At 41.0% G+C, this 21967-nt stretch carries 15 protein-coding genes; 14 read left to right on the top strand and 1 reads right to left on the bottom strand.

Annotation, left to right across the window (positions count from 1 at the left end):
* Genes FY048_RS08510 through FY048_RS08495 form a run of 4 tightly spaced genes read left to right on the top strand, consistent with a single transcriptional unit; the run spans nt 1 to nt 4899 of the window.
* Nucleotides 1–1500: a UDP-N-acetylmuramoyl-L-alanyl-D-glutamate--2,6-diaminopimelate ligase gene (locus FY048_RS08510; RefSeq protein ID WP_446090839.1), complete on the top strand. Its 1500-nt coding sequence runs from the start codon at nt 1–3 to the stop codon at nt 1498–1500.
* An 8-nt stretch (nt 1501–1508) separates the two neighbouring features.
* Entirely contained in the window at nt 1509–2909 is a 1401-nt protein-coding gene (locus tag FY048_RS08505; protein WP_446090838.1) for a UDP-N-acetylmuramoyl-tripeptide--D-alanyl-D-alanine ligase, read from the top strand.
* Entirely contained in the window at nt 2910–4028 is a 1119-nt protein-coding gene (mraY, locus tag FY048_RS08500; protein ID WP_446090837.1) for a phospho-N-acetylmuramoyl-pentapeptide-transferase, read from the top strand.
* A gap of 52 nt (nt 4029–4080) precedes the next feature.
* On the top strand, nt 4081–4899 hold the full coding sequence (locus tag FY048_RS08495) for a putative RNA methyltransferase (RefSeq protein WP_446090836.1): 819 nt from the start codon (nt 4081–4083) through the stop codon (nt 4897–4899).
* Nucleotides 4900–4957: 58 nt separating this feature from the next.
* On the opposite strand, the gene ponA is transcribed toward FY048_RS08495, so the two are convergent.
* Nucleotides 4958–7519 carry a penicillin-binding protein PBP1a gene (gene ponA, locus FY048_RS08490; protein WP_446090835.1) on the bottom strand — a complete coding sequence of 854 codons (2562 nt, stop codon included), beginning with the start codon at nt 7517–7519 and terminating at the stop codon, nt 4958–4960.
* Nucleotides 7520–7680: 161 nt separating this feature from the next.
* Here ponA and FY048_RS08485 point away from each other — a divergent pair, with 161 nt between their 5' ends.
* From FY048_RS08485 to FY048_RS08440, 10 genes are all read left to right on the top strand, one after another.
* Entirely contained in the window at nt 7681–8739 is a 1059-nt protein-coding gene (locus FY048_RS08485; RefSeq protein WP_446090834.1) for a pilus assembly protein PilM, read from the top strand.
* Nucleotides 8739–9380: a PilN domain-containing protein gene (locus FY048_RS08480; protein ID WP_446090833.1), complete on the top strand. Its 642-nt coding sequence runs from the start codon at nt 8739–8741 to the stop codon at nt 9378–9380. Before FY048_RS08485 ends, FY048_RS08480 begins: the two co-directional genes overlap by 1 nt.
* Nucleotides 9377–10126 carry a type 4a pilus biogenesis protein PilO gene (locus FY048_RS08475; RefSeq protein WP_446090832.1) on the top strand — a complete coding sequence of 250 codons (750 nt, stop codon included), beginning with the start codon at nt 9377–9379 and terminating at the stop codon, nt 10124–10126. Before FY048_RS08480 ends, FY048_RS08475 begins: the two co-directional genes overlap by 4 nt.
* 10 nt (nt 10127–10136) lie before the next feature.
* Complete coding sequence (locus FY048_RS08470) at nt 10137–10664, top strand: pilus assembly protein PilP (protein ID WP_016139987.1); 528 nt, start codon at nt 10137–10139, stop codon at nt 10662–10664.
* 62 nt (nt 10665–10726) lie between these two features.
* Nucleotides 10727–12892 carry a type IV pilus secretin PilQ gene (gene pilQ, locus FY048_RS08465; protein ID WP_446090831.1) on the top strand — a complete coding sequence of 722 codons (2166 nt, stop codon included), beginning with the start codon at nt 10727–10729 and terminating at the stop codon, nt 12890–12892.
* An 11-nt stretch (nt 12893–12903) separates the two neighbouring features.
* The gene (gene aroK, locus FY048_RS08460) at nt 12904–13473 is read left to right on the top strand and encodes a shikimate kinase AroK (protein WP_446090830.1); all 570 of its coding nucleotides are present in this window, start codon (nt 12904–12906) and stop codon (nt 13471–13473) included.
* 28 nt (nt 13474–13501) lie between these two features.
* Nucleotides 13502–14584 carry a 3-dehydroquinate synthase gene (gene aroB / locus FY048_RS08455; RefSeq protein ID WP_446090829.1) on the top strand — a complete coding sequence of 361 codons (1083 nt, stop codon included), beginning with the start codon at nt 13502–13504 and terminating at the stop codon, nt 14582–14584.
* A gap of 16 nt (nt 14585–14600) precedes the next feature.
* The gene (locus FY048_RS08450) at nt 14601–15482 is read left to right on the top strand and encodes a hypothetical protein (RefSeq protein WP_446090828.1); all 882 of its coding nucleotides are present in this window, start codon (nt 14601–14603) and stop codon (nt 15480–15482) included.
* 461 nt (nt 15483–15943) lie between these two features.
* Nucleotides 15944–20419, top strand: a complete 4476-nt coding sequence (gltB, locus tag FY048_RS08445; RefSeq protein WP_171068120.1) for a glutamate synthase large subunit — start codon at nt 15944–15946, stop codon at nt 20417–20419.
* 69 nt (nt 20420–20488) lie between these two features.
* A complete protein-coding gene (locus FY048_RS08440) occupies nt 20489–21910 on the top strand; it encodes a glutamate synthase subunit beta (RefSeq protein ID WP_446090827.1) in 1422 nt (473 codons plus the stop codon).
* The last annotated feature ends 57 nt before the right edge of the window (nt 21911–21967 follow it).

The following is a 21967-nucleotide window of genomic DNA, read 5'->3' as shown; positions in this document are numbered from 1 at the left end:
ATGTCTGTTTCTTTTCAAGAAATTAATCCAGTCGAGATTAATGCACAGTGGTCTAAGCAGCCCTTTCATGGCTTTAGTCTAGATAGCCGTAAGGTTGAATCGGGCCAAATTTTTATTGCTTTGACCAGTTATAGCCAACCTGAAAAAACACGTGCTTTTGCTGAGTCAGCTTTAGCTAATGGCGCACTTGCGATCATTAGCGAGACGGAGCTGGGTGTGGCAAATGAATGGGTATGCCCTGATGTACGTCAGCGCATGGGCGAATGGCAAGAGCGTTATTTGCAACATATTGACCCTGTTACGCCAGTACGTATTGTTGCAGTAACAGGCACAAATGGTAAAACGACAATTTCACGTTTAGTTGCTGAATTAATTAGTTCACAACAACAGCGCTGTGCTGTAATGGGAACAACAGGTAATGGTGTTTTGCCTGATCTGACGCCATCAACTCATACTACGCTCGATGCTTTACAACTACAAAATGCATTACATGATTATGCTAAACAAGGTGCAACTTTCGCTTCTTTGGAAGCAAGTTCACATGGTTTAGAGCAGGGCCGTTTAAATGGTTGTGCTATTGAAATTGCTGTTTATAGCAATTTGAGCCGTGATCATCTGGATTATCATGGGACTTTAGAGGCTTATGCTGAAGCTAAGGCTCTTTTATTCCGTTTTAATTCTTTAAAAGTAGCTGTTATTAATCTTGATGATGAACATGCTGCTCTAATGATAAATGCAGCAAAACAAAATCCTGCTCAGCCAAAGATTCTGACGTATTCGCTTACTCAAAATACAGCAGATTATTATATTAGTGACCTAAGTTACAGTTTGGCAGGGGCGACTTTTAATTTAGTCAGCCAGCAAGGTTCTTTTGCTGTTCAAAGTCCATTATTGGGACATTTCAATGTCGAAAACTTGATTGCAGCACTTATTGCTGTTGAGCAAGCAGGTTTTGATTTAGAAGCATTAGTCGCTTTTGTCCCTCAATTGATTGGTGCGCCGGGACGGATGCAGGTCATTCGTGATGGTGAACGTTTATTTGTTGTGGATTATGCGCACACACCTGATGCTTTGATTCAGGTACTTAAAACTCTAAAACGTCATGTATCTAATCAACTTTGGGCAGTATTCGGATGTGGTGGAGATCGTGACCGTGGTAAACGTCCACTCATGACTCAAGCCGCTTTAGATGGAGCGAATCCGATTATTCTAACTTCGGATAATCCAAGAACCGAAGATCCTGAACAAATTTTTGCTGATATGAAGCAAGGAATTGATTTTTCTGGGCATCGCATGCAGGAAATTCATGATCGCCGTGAAGCAATTAAATTTGTTGCACAGCAAGCTCAAGCTGGTGATATTGTGGTTATTGCTGGTAAAGGTCATGAAAACTATCAAGAAATTAATGGTGTGCGCCACTGGTTTGATGATGTTGTCGAAGTACAATCAGCAATTGCTGCGCAACACCATACTGTAGACGCTGCTTACCCTGCACAATAGGATTATTTATGCATACTTCAACCACCAGTACCGTGCCTTTGGAACCGTGGACAGCTCAACAATTACAACAGGCAACGCAGGGCTATTGGCATAAAGACCAGATCCCTCAAACTGAAATTAAACGTATTTTGACGGATTCTCGTCATGCGGAAACTGGGGACGCCTTTTTAGCACTTAAGGGTGAGCGTTTTGACGCGCACGACTTTGTAGCTCAGGTTGCAGCGAATGGTTGTCAAATCGCTATTGTTGACCGCCCTTTAGATGTAGAAATTGCACAATTGGTTGTGGCCGATACTCGCTTGGCTTTGGGGCAACTTGGAGCTTATCGTCGTGAGCAAAATACCCAATTAAAAGTGATTGCGTTAACAGGTAGTAGCGGTAAAACCACAGCTAAAGAAATGTTGGGAAGTATACTATCGCGTTTAGCTCCGACATTAATCACCCGTGGTAATTTAAATAATGACCTCGGTGTGCCGATGATGCTGCTAGAGCTTCGTAAGGAACATCAATATGCGGTGATGGAGTTGGGTGCAAGCCATCAAGGTGAGATTGATTACACATCAAAACTCGTTCAGCCCCATGTGGCAGGCATTTTGAATATTGGTACAGCTCATCTCGGTGAATTTGGTGGTCGTGAAGGTATTTGCCGAGCTAAATCGGAAATTTATCGTCATATTTTGCCAAATGGCGTAGCAATCGTACCGCAACAAGATGACTTCACTGCTGAGATTCTTGACGCTGCAAAAGCGCATCGTATTTCTACCTTTGGGGTAGGTGGCGATTTCTATGCAACAGATGTGGAATTATTACCTCAATCAACAAATTTTATGCTACATACGCCGCAAGGAATGAGTGCCGTTAAACTCCCTTTTGCAGGTGAGCATAATGTGCAAAATGCCACTGCGGCTGTAGCCTTTGCCTTGGCGCTTGGTATTGGACTTGAAGATATTGTTCAAGGTTTAGAGCAAGCTCAGGGTGCTAAAGGTCGTCTGAACTTTATTCAAAAATCTCCTTACTTATTTATTGATGACACTTACAACGCAAATCCGAATTCTATGCGTGCTGCTGCACAAGTATTGTTGCAGCAACAAGGTGTAAAAGTGATGGTTATGGGGGATATTGGTGAGTTAGGTGATAGTAGTTGGCAAGAACACCATGATTTAGGCCGTGATCTTGCCGAGCTTCCTTTAGATCATATTATTGCAGTTGGGCAGTTTGCTTCAGCTGCTCGCGAGGGTGCAGACTCTCATTCCAATAAAGTGAAAGCATTTCAGACACAAGCTGAGGCGCTTCCATTTCTAATCAATCTAATCCAAACACATCAACCACAGTCCATGAGTTTCCTGTTTAAAGGTTCTCGCTTTACTCATATGGAAACGTTGATGGCTGATTTGATGGAGAAACTTTAAATGCTGTTATGGTTGTTTGAACAACTTGCGGGCTATCATAGTTCGTTTCAGGTCGTTCGTTATTTAACATTACGTTCTTTACTCAGTGTATTAACTTCACTGACCATTGGTTTGGTCCTCGGACCGATCATGATTCGTAAATTACAAGCGTTAAAATACGGTCAGGCAGTAAGTTCATTTGCTCCTGAGAATCATGCTAAAAAGATGGGTACACCAACCATGGGCGGGATTTTAATTCTGCTTTCAATTGGTATTAGTACCTTACTCTGGGCTGATTTATCTAACCCTTATGTCTGGATTGTGCTTGGTGTAATGGTTGTGTTCGGTGCTGTGGGCTGGGCAGATGACTGGATTAAAATTCGCTATAAAGACAATGCAGGTTTACCTGCACGTAAGAAGTTTTTCTGGACTTCAGTTGCATCCCTTGGAGCTGGTATTGCTTTATATTTAATTGCAACCCAACAATCGAATGCTGATCATACTGCAAACATGCTGGATTTATTGATTCCATTCTTTAAGAATCTTTCAATTCCACTCTCTATGGTTCCTTTAGGCTTGGCATTTATTATATTTACCTATCTGGTTATTAATGGCGCCTCTAACGCGGTTAACTTAACCGATGGTTTAGATGGTTTAGCAATCATGCCTGTTGTAATGGTAGCTACTGGCTTAGGTGTATTTGCTTATTTGTCAGGTGATATTCGTTTCGCTAACTATTTGCATATTCCATATGTGAAATACACCTCTGAGCTTGTTGTAATCTGTTCTGCCATGATTGGTGCAGGTTTGGCATTTCTTTGGTATAACGCACACCCTGCTCAAATCTTTATGGGTGATGTTGGTGCTTTAGCTTTAGGCGCGATGCTTGGAACAATTGCTGTCATGGTACGCCAAGAAATCGTATTTGCGATTATGGGTGGTGTGTTTGTAATGGAGGCAGTATCTGTCTTCCTGCAAATCGGATCGCTGCGGATGCGTAATAAACGCGTGTTCTTAATGGCGCCATTGCATCATCACTATGAAAAGCAGGGCTGGAAAGAAACCCAAGTCGTGATTCGTTTTTGGATTATTACAATTATATTAGTAGTTTTAGGTCTAATGACTTTAAAATTGCGTTAAGAAAGGTTTTCACAAGAGCCGGCATTGCCGGCTTTTTTATTGAGAGAAAAACATGAGCGTATTGATGTGTCCTGTTTGCCGTCAGCCTTTAGATCTACTGGATAAAACTTGGCGTTGTGAAAGAGGGCATAGTTATGACATTGCAAAACAAGGTTATGTCAATTTACATGTTGTGCAGCATAAACATAGTAAAAACCCTGGAGATACACCAGAATCGGTCGATGCACGAAGAGCTTTTTTACAAGGTGGTTATTATCAGCCTTTACAACATGCTGTGGTCGCTTTATTAAAACAATTAGATGTAAAAACCGTACTTGATATTGGGTGTGGTGAAGGCTATTACACAAGTGCCATGCAGGAAGTCGTTGAGCAATGCGTTGGTGTTGATATTGCAAAAAATGCAGTACAGCGCGCAGCAAAGCTCAATGCTGAGGTGACTTGGGTTGTGGGAACAGGTGCGACTTTGCCTGTGCTTGATCAAAGCATGGATGCATGTACCAGTTTGTTTAGCCCAATTCCACAAGCAGAAATTGCACGTGTTTTAAAAGATGATGGGCATTTAATTGTTGTCACACCTGCATCTGAACACTTGTATGCAATGCGTGAGGCTCTATTTGAGCAAGTTAATCCTCATACACCAGAAAAGTTTGTAGAGCAGCTGCAAGATTTGTTTGAGCTCAAACAAGAGCAAATTGTTAATGCTCCTTTTGTGCTTAATCAACAGGCTTTAAAAAATCTGATTGCTATGACACCTTATGCTTATAAAGCATCTCCTGAGCGTCGTTTGCAGTTAGAGCAGCAGTCGCAATTAGAAGTAACGGCATCTTTTCAAATTTATGTCTTTCAGAAACGTAATAAAGAAGCTAACTGACAGTCTATTTTTAAGAGCGCAAAAAAAGAAGCCATCTGATGATGGCTTCTTTTTTTTGCTATTCAATCTGATTAATCAGATTTTCTAGTTCATCTTTCTCACGCTTCGGTGCTGCTCCCTGTGAAGGCTTCATAGCAGGAGGTGCAGCTTTTGATGGAATAACAATTTCCTCACCTGGTAAATCGGAGAAGTCATTATCATTGCTCAGTTTCGGTTGTGGTGGTGCTGGGCGATATAATGGGCGTGCTAATGGTGGAGCTGCACGGTAAGTTTTCTTATCGCCTACCTCAGTAACAGTTTGTTGTTTGTCACGTGAAATAGGGCCTTGAGCATCTTTATCTAAACGAACCCAAGATGCTGGCGTACCTTGCAATGCTTGACCCATAAAGTTAATCCAGATCGGTAATGCAGCAATACCACCATACTCACGACGGCCAAGCGTAGTCGGTTGGTCAAATCCAACCCACGTTACAGTCACTAACTTGCCATTGAAGCCAGCAAACCATGCATCTTTTGCATCGTTGGTTGTACCTGTTTTACCACCTAAATCACTACGACCAATTTTAAGTGCCGCACGACCTGTACCATGCTCAATAACGTCTCGTAAGATGTTCGCCATATCGTAAGCAGAGCTTGATTTTAAAATACGTTGAGCTTGGCGATATTCGCTATTCGCTTTATCAGTTTGTTTAAGATTAAGTTGCTTAGCTGCCTTTTCTTTCTGCTCTACGTCTTTGTTAGTAACCTCAATCACTTCATCATCTGTTGTCGTAGCCTTCTGCTCGTCATCAGTTGTGTCTGGCGCATTAATACATGGAATACATGCATATTCTGGCTTAGCTTGATAAATCACTTTACCGTATGCATCTTCAATACGTTGAATAAAGTGTGGTTGAACGCGATAACCGCCATTTGCAAAAGTTGCGTATCCAGTTGCCATTTGAATTGGTAACACTTGAGGTGTACCTAGAGCAATGGTGTAGTTACGTGGAATTTGATCTTCTTGTAAACCAAAATCCATGAATAACTGGCGAGTACGTTCAATTCCCACCGTTTGCAAAAGGCGTACCGACACAGTATTACGAGACAAATACAAAGCACGACGTAATGGAATCATTCCTAAATAACGACCGTCTGAGTTTCTCGGTGTCCACTTACCAATTGTGATAGGACTATCATTCACCATGCTGTACGGCGTCATACCGCGTTCAAGTGCCAATGCATAGACAAACGGTTTGATCGTTGAACCTGGTTGGCGCCAGCCTTGTAAGGCACGGTTAAATTTCGATTGATAGAAGTTATAACCACCTACAATTGCTTCAATTGAACCATCATTCGGGTTAATCGCAATAAGTTGTCCTTGAACTTTTGGAACCTGAACTAAAGACCATGCTGTTTTTGCATCATTTGGACGTAAGCGAACAATATCTTTAACTTGAACAATTTGAGATGCGCGCGAAGGAGCACCACCTACACTATTCGCATTGCGATATGGACGAGCCCATGACATACCGGACCACTGTACAGTAACGGTTGTGCCATCTTGCATGAGTGCGTCAAAAGAGCTGCTATTTACCTTGGTGACTTGTGCTGGATAGGTGTTTGCATATGCTCTAAATTCACTTAATGGTTTATCGTGTGCTTCTGCACCACGCCAACCATGACGGCGGTCATAAGCTTCAAGACCATCTTGCACAGATTTTTCAGCAATCGCTTGGCGTTTAGCATTGATGGTTGTGTAGACTTTATAGCCAGAATCAATGGCTTGTTCACCAAAATGCTTTACAAGCTCTGAACGAACCATTTCACCCGCATAAGGATGAATATTATTTAAATCCCGATTGGGCATGTTGAGGTTAATCGGTTCAGCTACAGCTTTTTGATATTCTGCTTGAGAGATATAGCCCAGCTGTAACATACGACCTAAAATCCAGTTACGTCTTTCAAGCGCACGCTCAGGATTAACCACAGGGTTGTATTTAGAAGGTGCTTTTGGCAAACCTGCGATCATTGCCATTTGGGCAATGCTCAGATCATTAATACTTTTGTTGTAATAAATTTTGGCTGCCGCTGCGATACCGTAGGCATTTTTTCCTAGGAAGATTTTATTCACATAAAGGCTGAGAATTTCTTCTTTAGATAAGTTTTGCTCAATTTTTCGAGCTAAAAAGATCTCGGTTATTTTGCGTTTTAAGGTTCTTTCTGGACTTAAATAATAGTTCTTTGCAACCTGCATGGTAATGGTTGAACCACCAGTTTGCACATCAGAACCAGTCACACTTTCACTTAAAGCGCGCCCTAAACCCTTAAAACTAATCCCGCTATGTTCAAAGAAAGAAGAGTCTTCTGCTGCTAAAAATGCATGAATAAAAGCAGGAGGAATTTGTTTGTATTCAACTGGAATAGAAAGCTTGCCACCATACTCGGCAATCAGTTGATTATCTGATGTGTAGACCTGTAGAGGTTTTAAAAGCGGAGCTTTTTTTAGTGAACTCATTTCAGGGAGCGATGGGGCGATATAGAGATACATGCCATAAAAGCCCATCGGAAGTGAGACTAAGATAATAATAATGATCAAAAAAATTGGACGCACGAAGCCCAAACTGGATAGCTTTTTCATGATAAGTAAGCTTTAATAAGATCGAATACAAACTAATTGTGGTCAGTATAGCCTTTAGACATGCGGATTGTTAGATGAGATATTGTATCCGTGTAAAAATAAAGACCTAGATTATTGGTTTGTAATTTTTTTTGGGGATAAAAAAATAATAGGACAATAGTGTGCTCAGGTTATATCGTAAACCGAATAAGGGGTTAATGGGTGTCGATATTAGTTCGACTTCTGTTAAGTTGTTAGAGCTCTCTGTTAAGAACGGTAAATATTGGGTGGAAAGCTATGCTTTGATGCCTTTACCCGAGAACAGTGTAGTTGAAAAAAATATCTTGAATCCAGAGGCAGTTGCGGAAGCTTTGGAACGGGCGATGAATTTAGCAAATCCCCAAACCAGTAACGCTGCAATTGCTGTTCCAACATCGACGGTTATTCATAAAACCATCGAAATGGATGTAGAGATGAATGATGATGAGCGAGAAGTTCAGATTCGATTAGATGCGGAGCAGTATATACCGTTCCCTTTGGATGAAGTGAGCCTTGATTTTGAGGTTTTACCAGATCGCCTGCCTAATCCAAACCGTGTGAATGTACTTTTAGTTGCAACAAGAACAGAAAATGTTGAAACACGTGTAGAAGTACTCGAACTGGTGGATTTAACGCCTAAGCTTGCTGATGTCGAAAGTTACGCCGTTGAGCGTGCTTTTAGTGTATTTGCTGATAGCTTGCCAATGGGTGCAAATACCATTGGTATTTTAGATATTGGCCATACCATGACGACATTATCGGTTATGCAAAGTGGCAAAATCATTTATACCCGTGAACAAGTCTTCGGTGGCAAACAGCTTACTTTGGAAATTCAAAGCCGTTATGGTTTGTCTTTAGAAGAAGCAGGGCGAGCTAAAAAAGAACGTTCTTTACCCGATGACTATGACATTGAAGTTTTAGAGCCATTTTTAGATGCGGTCGTACAGCAAGCAGCTAGGTCTCTACAATTTTTCTTCTCTTCGTCACAGTTCAATGAAATAGACCATATTTTACTAGCGGGTGGGAATGCTAATATTCCTGGGCTTGCCAAATTGTTGCAACAAAAACTTGGTTACCGTGTGACCATTGCCAATCCATTTTTACAAATGGGTTTTTCTCCTCAAGTCGACATTCAAAAACTTGAAAATGATGCCTCATCATTAATGGTGGCATGTGGCTTGGCTTTAAGGAGTTTTGATTAATGGCGACAATTAATTTACTCCCTTGGCGTGATGGGCTTAGGGAGCAGCGCAAAAAACAATTTATTATTTTCTGTTTTGGGGTCGTTGTTCTGGGGATCACCACTGTATTTTCTGGGTGGTTTTATTTGAATCAAAAATTAAATGATCAAGAGCAAGCTAATCAACTCATCACTAGTACAAACCAGAGTCTAGATCAACAGCTTAAAACCTTAAATGGTCTGCAAGAACAGCGTGATGCCATTATTGAGCGTATGAAACTTATTCAGGGATTGCAAAGTCAGCGCCCTGTTGTCGTGCGTTTGGTAGATGAATTGGTACGTGTGACGCCTACAGCGATGTATTTAACTAAATTTAGCCGAACTGGAGATAAATTTACCATTGAAGGTAAAGCTGAAAGTCCAAATACGGTTGCGGAGTTATTACGTAATCTTGAAGCATCACAATGGTATCGTAACGCTTTCATGAATTCTTTCTTGGCGGCTGAAGAGAAAAAAGATAAGGCTGCGAGTTCGCTGCTTCTTAGAGTGGAAGATGGTTATGGCAGTTTTGTTGTGACTGTTGATTTGGGCGAAGCGGGGGTGACTACAACAGATGATACCGCCAATACGTCTGTAAGTACGGATAAGGGGGCGGTTAAATGAGTCCGGATGAACTTCATGAGTTGTCGTTAGAACAAGCTCCATCTAAGAAAAAGCAGATCACTTTAGAAAAGTTTCTTCAGCAATTTAACACACTAGATATGAACAGTTATGGTAGCTGGCCATTATCTGTGAAAATTACTTGTTGGGTTTTTATTTTCTTTGCTGTGTTGGCTTTGGGATATTTTGTTGTTATTCAGCCCAAGCTACAAGCAATTGATAATGCGCAGGCACAAGAAAGTAATTTGTTGAATGAATTTCGAGAAAAAGATTCCAAATTACGTAATTTGCAGCAATATCAGCTTCAACTTCAAGAGATGCAAGCAAACTTTAATCAGCAGTTAGAGCAATTGCCAAAAGAAACCGAAATTCCAAGCTTGGTTGAGGATATTAACTTAACTGGAGTGAATTCTGGTCTGAAGTTTAAAAATATCCGTTTAGAAGATGAAGTGAAGCAGGAAATCTTTATTGAACAGCCTATTACGATGGAAGCAACTGGCGATTATCACGCTTTTGGTGCTTTTGTTAGTAGTATTGCGGCATTACCACGCATTGTAACGATGCATGACTTTGTTGTGGAAGCTGCGCCTATTAAAGATAGTAAGTCAGATATTCCTGTACTTAATTATTCTATTAAGGCAAAAACTTATCGCTATATGGGCGCCGTAGAAAATGCTGAACATCCGGAAAACAACGCTTCGGCTTCAGTAGCACCTGTTTCCTCTACTGCTAATACACAGTCGAAATAGGAGCATTACAATGAAACTTAAGCAAATTTCTTTTTCTATTTTGGCATGTTTAGTTTTAGTCGGATGTGACTCGAGAATTGATGCTGTAAATCAGCAAATGGCAAATATACGTAACCAGCCACCACAGCCGATAGACCCAGCCCCTGTTTTCACACCTGTACCACAATTTAATTATGCGGCTCATCAGCTAAAGAGTCCATTTTTACCAAGCTCACTTGCTGCTGAGCTCAAAATTATGGCAGGAAAACGAGTCTATCCGAACTTCTCACGAGCACCTCAGCCTCTAGAAAGTTATGCATTAGAATCCTTAAACATGAAAGGAAGCATTCGTAACAACCGTGGGCAAGTGCTGGCTCTTATCCAGTCACCTGATCAGCAAATTGAGCGAGTACAGGTGGGGAACTATATGGGGATGAATCAAGGGCGTATTACCCATATTGGTCCAACCCAAATTGATCTGGTGGAAATTGTCCCTGATGGGCGCGAAGGCTATGTGGAGAGACCAAGAACCTTAGTGTTAATTGGGCCCGCACCCTAAAATTTAGGGAATAACAAAGAAAAAGTATTTTTAAAGATTATTTAATTGGGGATGGTCAGACAATGAATCACGTATTCCGTCAGTTTTCTATGGGGGCTGTAGCCATTGCAGTTATGCAGGTTGCCTCTGCGCAGGTCAGCATGACGAATATTGTACCGACACAAATTGCAGGTCAGGGTACAGAAATTAGAGTTATGTTTAATGGTTTGCCACCGCAACCACAGGCATATCAACTTGAAAATCCTTCACGTTTGATTTTAGATTTTAATAAAGCTCAGCAGACTTTAACACAGTCAAAAGTAGAGATTGGTACAAATGAAGCGAGCTCGGTCGATGTAAGTTCTGACGATCAACGCTCACGTTTAACCGTAAATTTAAAAGAGGCAGGTGCGTTTACAACACGTATTGAAGGTAATACTTTTATTTTAAAGATTAATTCAGCTCAAACTGCTGTTAAACCTTTACCAGCAACTATGGTTCAACCTCAAGGTGTTTCAAATATTGGTTTTCAGCGTGGCGGTCAAGGTGAAGGGTTAATTGTTATTGATTTACTAGGAAATAATACCCCTGTAGATGTTCAACAACAAGGTAGTAAAGTTGTAGTAAAAACACTTGGCTCTAAAATTCCTACACATTTGGCTAAACGTTTAAATGTGAACGATTTTGCGACCCCTGTTTCTAGCATCGAGTCTTATAACGAAAAAGGTAATGGTGTTATTACGATCCAATCCACTGGTAGCTATGAATATATGGCTTATCAGGCGGAAAATAAACTCACCATTAGCTTAAAGCGTCCACAAGATAAAAACGTAACCTCTTTATATAAAACACCTAATTACTCTGGTAATAAGCTTTCTCTTGATTTTCAAGATATTGAAGTTCGTAGAGTTCTACAGTTACTTGCCGATTTTACTGGCATTAATATGGTAGCTGCCGATAGTGTTCAGGGTAATATTACTTTGCGCTTAAAAGATGTTCCGTGGGATCAGGCACTTGATATTATTTTAAAGACCAAAAATCTTGATAAGCGCAGAAATGGTAATGTTATTTGGATTGCTCCTGTTACAGAATTGATCAAGGCTGAAGAAGAAGAAGCAAAAGCTGTCGCGCAGAGTGTCAAATTGGCTCCATTGCAAACTGAATATATTCAACTTAAATATGCGCAAGCTCAGGATATTATGGGTTTAATTACTCAAGGCTCAAATAATAGTAATGGTTTGCAGCATACTTCAGGTGGAGGTACTTCAACTTCTACTAACTTAAATACGGGTGTTGATAGTTTAGGAAATAACGTAGGAAGTTTATTGAGTCCACGTGGAACGATTACTCAAGATGATCGCACCAATACTTTAATTATTAATGATACGGCTCAGTCGATTGATCAAATTCGTAAAATGATTGATTTACTGGATGTACAAGTTAAGCAGGTCATGGTTGAGGCGCGAATTGTAAGAGCATCTACATCTTTCACCAAAGAACTTGGTGTTAAATGGGGAATATTATCGCAAGGGATTACCAATAATAATAACTTGCTGGTTGGTGGTAGTGAAACAACCTTATGGAATTTAAGAAAGCCAGAAAAAGACAGTACAACGGGTGGTTATAAATATACGATTGAACGTCCAGATAACTTAAACGTCGATTTAGGGGTAACCAATCCGGCTGGAAGTATTGCCTTTGGTTTGATTAGCATGTCTGATTTTATGCTTGATCTTGAACTTTCTGCATTACAAGCTGATGGCTATGGTGAGGTTATTTCTACGCCTAAAGTGATGACAGCAGATAAACAACCAGCGAAAGTTGCGACAGGGCAACAGGTTCCTTATCAATCTACAACGAACTCTGCTGCAGGTTCAACGGCCACAACTTCTTTTAAAGATGCGCTATTAAGCTTAAACGTGACGCCAAGTATTACACCTGACGGTAAGATCCAAATGAAATTAGATATTTCAAAAGATTCCGTTGCTGGTGCAGCACCTAATGGCGAGTTAATTTTAAATAAAAATCAAATTAACACCAACGTATTGGTTAATAACGGTGAAACGGTCATTTTAGGAGGGGTATTTGAGCAGACCACCTCTAACTCACAAACCAAGGTTCCTTTCTTAGGTGATATTCCTGTACTTGGGCATTTATTCAGAAAAGATGTGAAATCTGATGATAAACAAGAGTTACTGATTTTCGTTACGCCACGAATTGTTAATGACACTTTAGTGAGAAATCATTAATATATTTTTCAATGAAAGCAATTGAAATAGGTGGCGCCTTGCCAAGCAAAGCGTTTGAAACCCTGCCAAATATTTATTTGGTAGGGCCCATGGGGGCAGGAAAAACAACCGTTGGACGTCATTTAGCCGAAATATTAGGGCGTGAATTTTTAGATAGTGATCATGAAATTGAACGCAAAACGGGTGCTACTATTCCTTGGATTTTTGAAAAAGAAGGGGAATTTGGATTTCGTGCTCGTGAAACCATGGTGTTGAATGATTTAACTTCCCGTAATGCTTTGGTTTTAGCAACAGGCGGTGGTGCGATTACTCAAGCACCCAATCGTGAGTTCCTAAAGCAGCGTGGTATTGTTGTTTATCTTTACACTCCAGTGGAACTACAATTACAACGAACTTATCGCGATAAAAACAGACCTCTATTACAAGTTGAAAACCCTGAACAAAAATTGCGCGATTTATTAAGAATACGTGATCCTTTGTATCGTGAAGTTGCTCATTACACGATTGAAACCAATCAGGGTGCTGCACGCGATCTTGCTCAAAAGATTTTGCAACTTATTTTGTCTAACACGCTAAAATAGCCAAACTTACTCGTGGTTTAATAAACTCATGCAAACTTTACATGTTGAATTAGGCGAACGCCGTTATCCTATTTTTATTGGCAGTCAACTTGATCCTAAACAGTTGCTTGAACCTTATATTCATGGTCAACAGGTCATGATTGTGAGTAACGAAACGGTCGCACCTTTATATTTATTTCACTATCAAGAAGTATTAAAAAGTTTGGGTAAAACGATAGCTACTTGTATTTTGCCCGATGGTGAAAAATATAAAGATATTCAACATTTAAATTTAATTTTTGATGCACTACTTGAAGCTGGTTTTAACCGAGATTGTACGGTTCTAGCTTTAGGTGGCGGTGTTATTGGGGATATGGCTGGCTTTGCCTCAGCATGTTTCCAGCGTGGGGTGTATTTTATTCAGGTTCCTACCACACTTCTTTCACAGGTAGATTCAAGTGTAGGTGGTAAAACTGGAATTAATCATCCACTAGGTAAGAACATGCTTGGTGCATTTCAGCAACCTCAAGTCGTTTTGGCTGATATGGCTCAACTCAACACTTTACCGGATCGAGAATTGTCTGCTGGATTATCAGAAGTTATTAAATATGCTTTGTTAGGTGATGCTGAGTTTCTGGTGTGGTTAGAGCAAAATATGGATGGGTTGGTTGGACGAGACGCTGATCTTTTAGCAGAAGCTGTTTATCGTTCATGTGCCCATAAAGCTCGTATTGTTGCAAATGATGAAAAAGAACAGGGCGAGAGAGCTTTACTCAACCTAGGTCATACCTTTGGTCATGCGATTGAATCTTATCTTGGGTATGGTACTTGGTTGCATGGCGAAGCAGTAGCTACAGGCATGGTCATGGCGGCTGATTTATCACAGCGTTTAGGCTGGATTTCAAGCGATGATGTAGAGCGTACAAAAAAAATTATTCAACGCGCTAATTTGCCGATATCATGTCCAAAAATTCCATTGGATGAATTCCTTGGATATATGGCACATGATAAAAAAGTCCTCAATGGTCAATTACGTTTAGTGTTGTTAAAGCAACTTGGACAAGCTGTAATTACTAAAGACTTTGATGTTGAACTCATGAAACAAGCTATTTTGGCAAATCAACACGGATAATAAATTAAGGTAACACATGACTGTATCACGTACACTTTGGCAGAATGTTCAACAATATATCTGGTTGGTGGGTGGTATCGTCTGCTTGTTTCTGGCTTTTCTTTTCTGGGTAATGACTGATAGTAAGAAGCTTGTAGAAGTAGAAAAAGCAGCCGATTCAGAAACACCCGTGCAAATTCAGCCAGAAAAAGTGGCAACAACGGCTAACTTAGGGGCTTTAGCTGATGAAGTTAGGCCTCTTGATTTAACGACTCGTACAGTTGCTTCAGGTCAGCATGAGGCAGAGTTCCGCGGTACAAAATTTATTAACGAAAACAAGAAACAGTGGACGCTTGAGCTGTTCCGTGCATCTGATGAAGATATTGTTAAAAACTTTTTAAAGAATCGTTCAGACCGAAATAAATTTATCTACTTCCGATTAAGTGGTGATAAGCAATCTGAACAATATGTTTTGACATATGGTGTATTTAAACGTTCTGAAGATGCAATTCAGCAGTTAACACAGCTGAATCTTGATTTGCCTGAATCAATTAAGCCGCAACCGCAACAATTTTCGACCTATGTACCACTAGTCAATGACTTGGGTGCAGATGAAATGAAAGGTGGGATTAGTCAAACTTATGAAGTGCGTTTACGTCCAGCTGCATTGCCTAGAATTGATGAGTCTTTGCTTATGGGTACAGGTGCAAATAATGCTATAAGTACGCAACCTAAAGTAGCTGCTCCAGCAACAAACTCCACAACTCGGACAACCATTATTCGCAGAGATGCTGAAGGAAATGTTGTGGATGTACATCAGTCGAATTCTGCTGCTGATACTGCTAAAAAGGCTCAACAAAATCGTGCAACTGAAGCTCCTCCTAAAAATGCAACAAATGAGGGCACAAAAGGGAACTAAGGATAAGAATAATGTGCACAAATATAGTGCAATAACAAAAGATATATATAATTTTTGATCAAGTGTGGTGCATATTTGGTCATTTATTAAAATGATAACCTGAATAAAACCGATCTATTTTTAATAAATATAAACACTTAAGCTCTAAAAATTATATTGGCATAGTTTTTGCTTTATTCTTGTGCTTATTAATGTACTGCTAACTATTTTGGCGCTCTAAAGAGTGAAGTCTATGCAGAGTCGTGGGGTCGAGCTGCTTTAAAAGAGTGCGAAATAAGTCAAAACATTTTTCTAGCAAAAACCAGTGTACGTAAAAATGGAACAGCGTATATTGGCTTATCAGCCCAAAATTTTTTTTTGCGAAACATTGAGCTAACTGTCGTCCATAGGCAATATCGCAGAAATAAGTTGTTTGTTTGACGCTCGAAAGAGCCTTATTGAAAGAAGGGTACGCTATGCACATGCCATCGCCTAATACTGTAGCTCCCGCTCAAGGTTTATATCAACCTGATGAGTTTAAGGATAACTGTGGTTTTGGACTGATTGCCCATATGAAGGGTGAATCAAGTCATCATCTTGTAGAAACCGCGATTCACAGTTTAAGTTGCATGACGCACCGTGGTGGTATTGCCGCAGATGGCAAGACGGGAGATGGTTGCGGCTTATTATTGGCGATGCCAAAGCAATTTTTTCGTGATGAAGCAAAAAAACTAAGTGATATTACACTTAGCGAAGTTTTTGCTGTCGGTACTGTATTTTTAAATGTTGATCCGGCATTAGCGCAGCACTCTAAAAATATTTTAACTAAAGAAATTGAGGCTGATGGCTTACGCGTACTAGCTTGGCGTGTTGTCCCTACAAATAACGATGCACTAGGTGAAATTGCACTTCAATCTTTACCAGCTTTTGAACAGGTCATTGTGAACTGTCCAATGGGTGTAACAGAAGTTGAGTTTAACCGTAAACTATTTTTGGCACGTCGTCGTGCAGAACAACAATTACTAAATGATTCATCGTTCTATGTGAACACGCTTTGTTCGACAGTAATCAGCTATAAGGGCTTGATGATGCCGGCTGCAATTGCTGAGTTCTATACAGATTTAGCAGATGAGCGTTTAAAATCTCATATTGTGGTATTCCACCAACGTTTCTCGACTAACACTTTACCGCGTTGGCCTTTGGCTCAGCCTTTCCGTTACCTTGCGCATAATGGTGAAATTAACACTATTACAGCAAACCGTAACTGGGCATTGGCACGTACCCCTAAATTTGAAAATCCATTGTTGCCGGGCTTAACTGATCTTAATCCAATTGTGAATCGTACAGGTTCAGATTCTTCAAGTTTAGATAACATGCTTGAAATCTTGGTCGGTGGCGGTATGGATTTATTCCGTGCATTGCGTATGCTCGTGCCACCAGCTTGGCAGAACGTTGAAACTTTAGATGCAGACTTACGTGCATTCTATGAGTTTAACTCTAAGCATATGGAAGCTTGGGATGGTCCTGCGGGCTTGGTTATTCAAGATGGTCGTCATGCGATTTGTATGCTTGATCGTAATGGTTTGCGTCCTGCACGTTGGGTCGTTACCAAAAATGATTACATTACCTTAGCATCTGAAATTGGTGTTTGGGGTTATGAGCCTGAAGATGTGGTTTCTAAAGGTCGTGTTGGACCAGGCCAAATTTTGGTAGTTGATACTTTAACGGGCAAAGTACTTGATACAAAAGATGTAAATACACATCTTAAAAATATGCGTCCGTACCGTGAATGGTTGCGTGACCATGCAATTCGCTTAAATGCCAACCCTGAACTTGAAGAACAATTAGTTGATAAGGGCTTAACTGGCGATGCTTTAAAAGCAGCTCAAAAAATGTTTATGGTGACATTTGAAGAGCGTGACCAGTTGTTGCGTCCTATTGCTGAAAGTGGTCAGGAAGCTGTAGGTTCTATGGGGGATGATACGCCAATGGCTGTATTGTCTCGTCAAGTGCGCCATGTGACTGATTATTTCCGTCAACAATTTGCGCAAGTAACAAACCCTCCAATTGATCCATTACGTGAATCGATTGTAATGTCGCTCGAAACCTGTTTAGGCCGTGAGCAGAATGTATTTGAGCAAGGCCCAGAGCACGCAGATCGAATCATTATTTCGAGCCCTGTTCTGTCTAACTCAAAAATACAGCAAATCCGTAGTATTGATCGTGCAGGCTATGAGTCTGTTGACATCAATTTGAACTATGCCGAAGAAGAGGGTTTGCAAGCTGCGATTACTCGTATTTGTGAAGAAGCGGCTCAAGCGGTTCGTGATGGTAAAACTTTAATTGTTTTAACTGATAAAAATATTCGTCAAGGTTTCTTGCCTGCAAACGCAGCGCTTGCAACAGGTGCGGTACACCATTACCTCATTAAAACTGGTTTACGTACTGATGCAAACATCATGGTTGAAACTGGTTTTGCACGTGATCCGCACCAATTTGCGGTATTACTTGGTTTCGGTGCAACCGCTGTTTACCCGTACCTTGCATATGACGTGATTAATGATTTGATTGCTAAAGGTGAGCTTTTAGGTGATCCAATCCATGCTCAAGCCAACTTCCGTAAAGGTATTGAGAAAGGCTTATTAAAAGTTCTTTCAAAAATGGGTATCTCTACAGTTGCTTCGTATCGTGGCGGTCAGCTTTTTGAAGCAGTGGGTTTATCATCTGAAGTTGTAGATCAGTGCTTCTTGGGTGTTCCAAGTCGTATTCAGGGTGCAACATTTGCTGATCTTGAAAAAGACCAGAAAAAATTAGCTGCTACAGCATGGTCAAATCGCAAACCAATTGATCAAGGTGGTCTGCTTAAATTCGTATTTGATAAAGAGTATCACGCGTTCAACCCAGATGTGATTAACTCATTACACAAAGCAGTTCGCTCTGGTAAATACGAACACTTTAAAGAATATGCTGAGCTGGTTAATAACCGTCCAGTGGCGACTATTCGTGACTTATTTAAGTTAAAAACAACGAATCCGATTCCAGTTGAGCAAGTTGAATCAGTTAAAGATATCTTGCCTCGTTTTGACTCGGCAGGGATGTCTTTGGGGGCTCTTTCTCCAGAAGCACATGAAGCGATTGCAATTGCGATGAATACAATTGGTGGTCGTTCAAACTCTGGTGAAGGCGGCGAAGATCCTGTTCGCTACGGCACAATTCGTAACTCGAAAATCAAACAGATCGCATCTGGTCGCTTTGGTGTAACTCCTGCATACCTAACTTCTGCTGAAGTATTGCAAATTAAAGTTGCTCAAGGTGCAAAACCGGGTGAAGGCGGTCAGTTACCGGGCGGTAAAGTAAATGGTTTAATTGCACGTTTACGTTATTCTGTACCGGGTGTAACACTGATTTCACCTCCACCGCACCACGATATTTACTCAATTGAAGATTTGTCTCAGTTAATTTTTGACTTGAAACAAGTTAACCCACAAGCAATGGTTTCGGTAAAACTGGTATCTGAGCCGGGTGTAGGAACAATTGCTGCTGGTGTTGCGAAGGCTTATGCAGACTTCATTACCATTTCTGGTTATGACGGTGGTACTGCTGCATCTCCACTTTCATCGATTCACCATGCGGGTTCTCCATGGGAATTAGGTCTAAGTGAAGCGCATCAAGCTCTTCGCGTTAATGACTTACGTGGCAAAGTACGCGTACAAACTGATGGTGGTTTAAAAACTGGTCTTGATGTGATCAAAGCAGCAATTTTAGGTGCTGAGAGCTTTGGTTTCGGTTCAACACCAATGATTGCGTTAGGTTGTAAATATCTACGTATTTGCCACTTAAACAACTGTGCGACCGGTGTTGCAACTCAACAAGATCACTTACGTCAAGAGCACTATATTGGCGAGCCAGAAATGCTCATCAATTTCTTCCACTTTATTGCGGAAGAAACGCGTGAGTGGTTGGCAGCACTAGGTGTTTCTTCATTGAAAGACTTAATCGGTCGTGTTGATTTACTCGAAGTATTGCCGGGTGAAACTGAAAAACATGCTCATCTTGATTTAAGTCCATTGTTAACTTCTCATCCATCTGCTGACGGTAAAGCGCAGTATTGTGAAGTACAAGGAAATGCGCCATTTGATAAAGGTGTGTTAGCTGAGAAAATGGTTGCTGAAATGCTTCCTGCAATTGAATCAAGTGCAGGTGGTCAGTACAACTTTACTGTTGTGAACTGTGACCGTTCGATTGGTGCTCGTGTGTCAGGTGAAATTGCTCGTCGCTATGGCAACTTAGGCATGGAAGTGCATCCAGTTGTGATGAACTTAACGGGTACAGCGGGTCAGTCACTTGGTGTATGGAACGCTGGTGGTTTACACATCCGTCTTGAAGGTGATGCTAATGACTATGTGGGTAAAGGTATGGCAGGTGGTCGTATCTCAATTTTCCCACCAAAAGGTTCACCTTTCCAAACTCAAAATACAGCAATTATTGGTAATACCTGTTTGTATGGTGCAACTGGCGGTAAGCTTTTTGCAGCGGGTACAGCGGGTGAGCGTTTTGCAGTTCGTAACTCGGGTGCATTTGCTGTAATTGAAGGTGCTGGCGATCACTGCTGTGAATATATGACAGGTGGTGTTGTGACTGTACTTGGTAAAGTAGGCCATAACTTTGGCGCGGGCATGACCGGTGGTTTTGCTTATGTACTTGACCTTGATAATGATTTTGTAGATTACTACAACCACGAATTGATTGATTTAAATCGTATTTCAACAGAATCTATGGAAGATCATAAAGAGTTCTTGTTGCGTATTATCGATGAGCATATTAAAGAAACAGGTAGTGCCTGGGCTTATAAAATCCGCAATGAGTTCGATTTCTACAGCCGTAAATTCTGGCTTGTGAAACCAAAGGCTGCTAATTTGCTAACGCTTTTGAAAACAACACAAGCTGATCCACAATAATTCCACGACTGCAACGACATAGGCAGGTGCGGGCAACAGTGAAAACCGCGCCTACCCACGGAGAGAGACATGGCAGAACGCCTAAATAATGACTTTCAATTTCTGGATGTAGCACGCCAAGACCCAGAGAAAAAAGATATTACTGTCCGCAAAGCAGAATTTGTGGAAATTTATAAGCCTTTTACATCGGAAACAGTCGCCAATCAGACTCACCGTTGTTTAGGTTGTGGTAACCCATATTGCGAATGGAAATGTCCTGTACATAACTATATTCCAAACTGGTTAAAACTCATCGCTGAAGGCCAAATTTTCCAAGCTGCTGAGCTTTGCCATCAAACCAACACACTACCTGAGGTATGTGGTCGTGTATGCCCACAAGACCGTTTATGTGAAGGTGCTTGTACCTTAAATGATGGTTTTGGTGCCGTAACGATTGGTAATGCTGAAAAATATATCAACGATACAGCCTTTGCTTTGGGCTGGCGTCCAGATATGTCAGGCGTAAAATGGACTGACAAAAAAGTTGCAATTATTGGTGCTGGCCCTGCAGGTTTAGGTTGTGCAGATATCCTAGCTCGCGGTGGTGTTAAACCAGTTGTATTTGACAAGCGTCCTGAAATTGGTGGCTTACTTACATTTGGTATTCCAGAATTTAAAATGGAAAAAGATGTGATGAAACGCCGTCGTGAAATCTTCACGGGTATGGGCATCGAATTCCGTTTGAATACTGAAATTGGCACAGATGTAACCATCGATGAATTACTTGCAGAATATGATGCAGTGTTTATGGGTATGGGAACTTATACCTACATGAAGGGTGGTTTCCCAGGTGAAGATCTTAATGGCGTTTATGATGCCCTAGATTTCCTCATCTCTAACGTGAACCGCTGCCAAGGTTGGGAAAAAGACCCAAGTGAATACATCAGTTTAGATGGTAAAAAGGTGATTGTACTTGGTGGTGGTGATACAGCGATGGACTGTAACCGTACTTCATTACGTCAAGGCGCTCATGATGTAACGTGTGCATACCGTCGTGATGAAAGCAACATGCCGGGTTCTGCACGTGAAGTAAAAAATGCCTATGAAGAGGGTGTAAAATTCCTATTCAATCGTCAACCGATCGAAATCGTTGGTGAAAATGGTAAAGTAACAGGCGTAAAAGTGGTAACGACACAAATGGGTGCACCAGATAGTCGTGGCCGTCGTAGCCCTGAACCAGTTCCTGGTTCTGAAGAAGTATTACCAGCCGATGCTGTTTTACTTGCATTCGGTTTCCGCCCAAGTCCAGCTGACTGGTTTGGTAACGCGAATATTAGTCTTGATGGTTCGGGCCGTGTTGTCGCGGTTGAAAAGCAAGAATTCAAATTCCAGACATCAAACCCAAAAATCTTTGCGGGTGGTGATATGGTGCGTGGTTCAGACCTTGTCGTGACTGCAATTTGGGAAGGTCGTCAAGCTGCCGAAGGCATTTTAGATTACCTTGGTGTTTAATAAAGTCATTTGTTAAAACACTCAAGAAAGCCTACTTCAAGTAGGCTTTTTTGTTTT

This window comes from Acinetobacter sp. 1124_18A (assembly GCF_052824995.1).
This window is presented reverse-complemented; position numbering and strand designations above follow the sequence as displayed.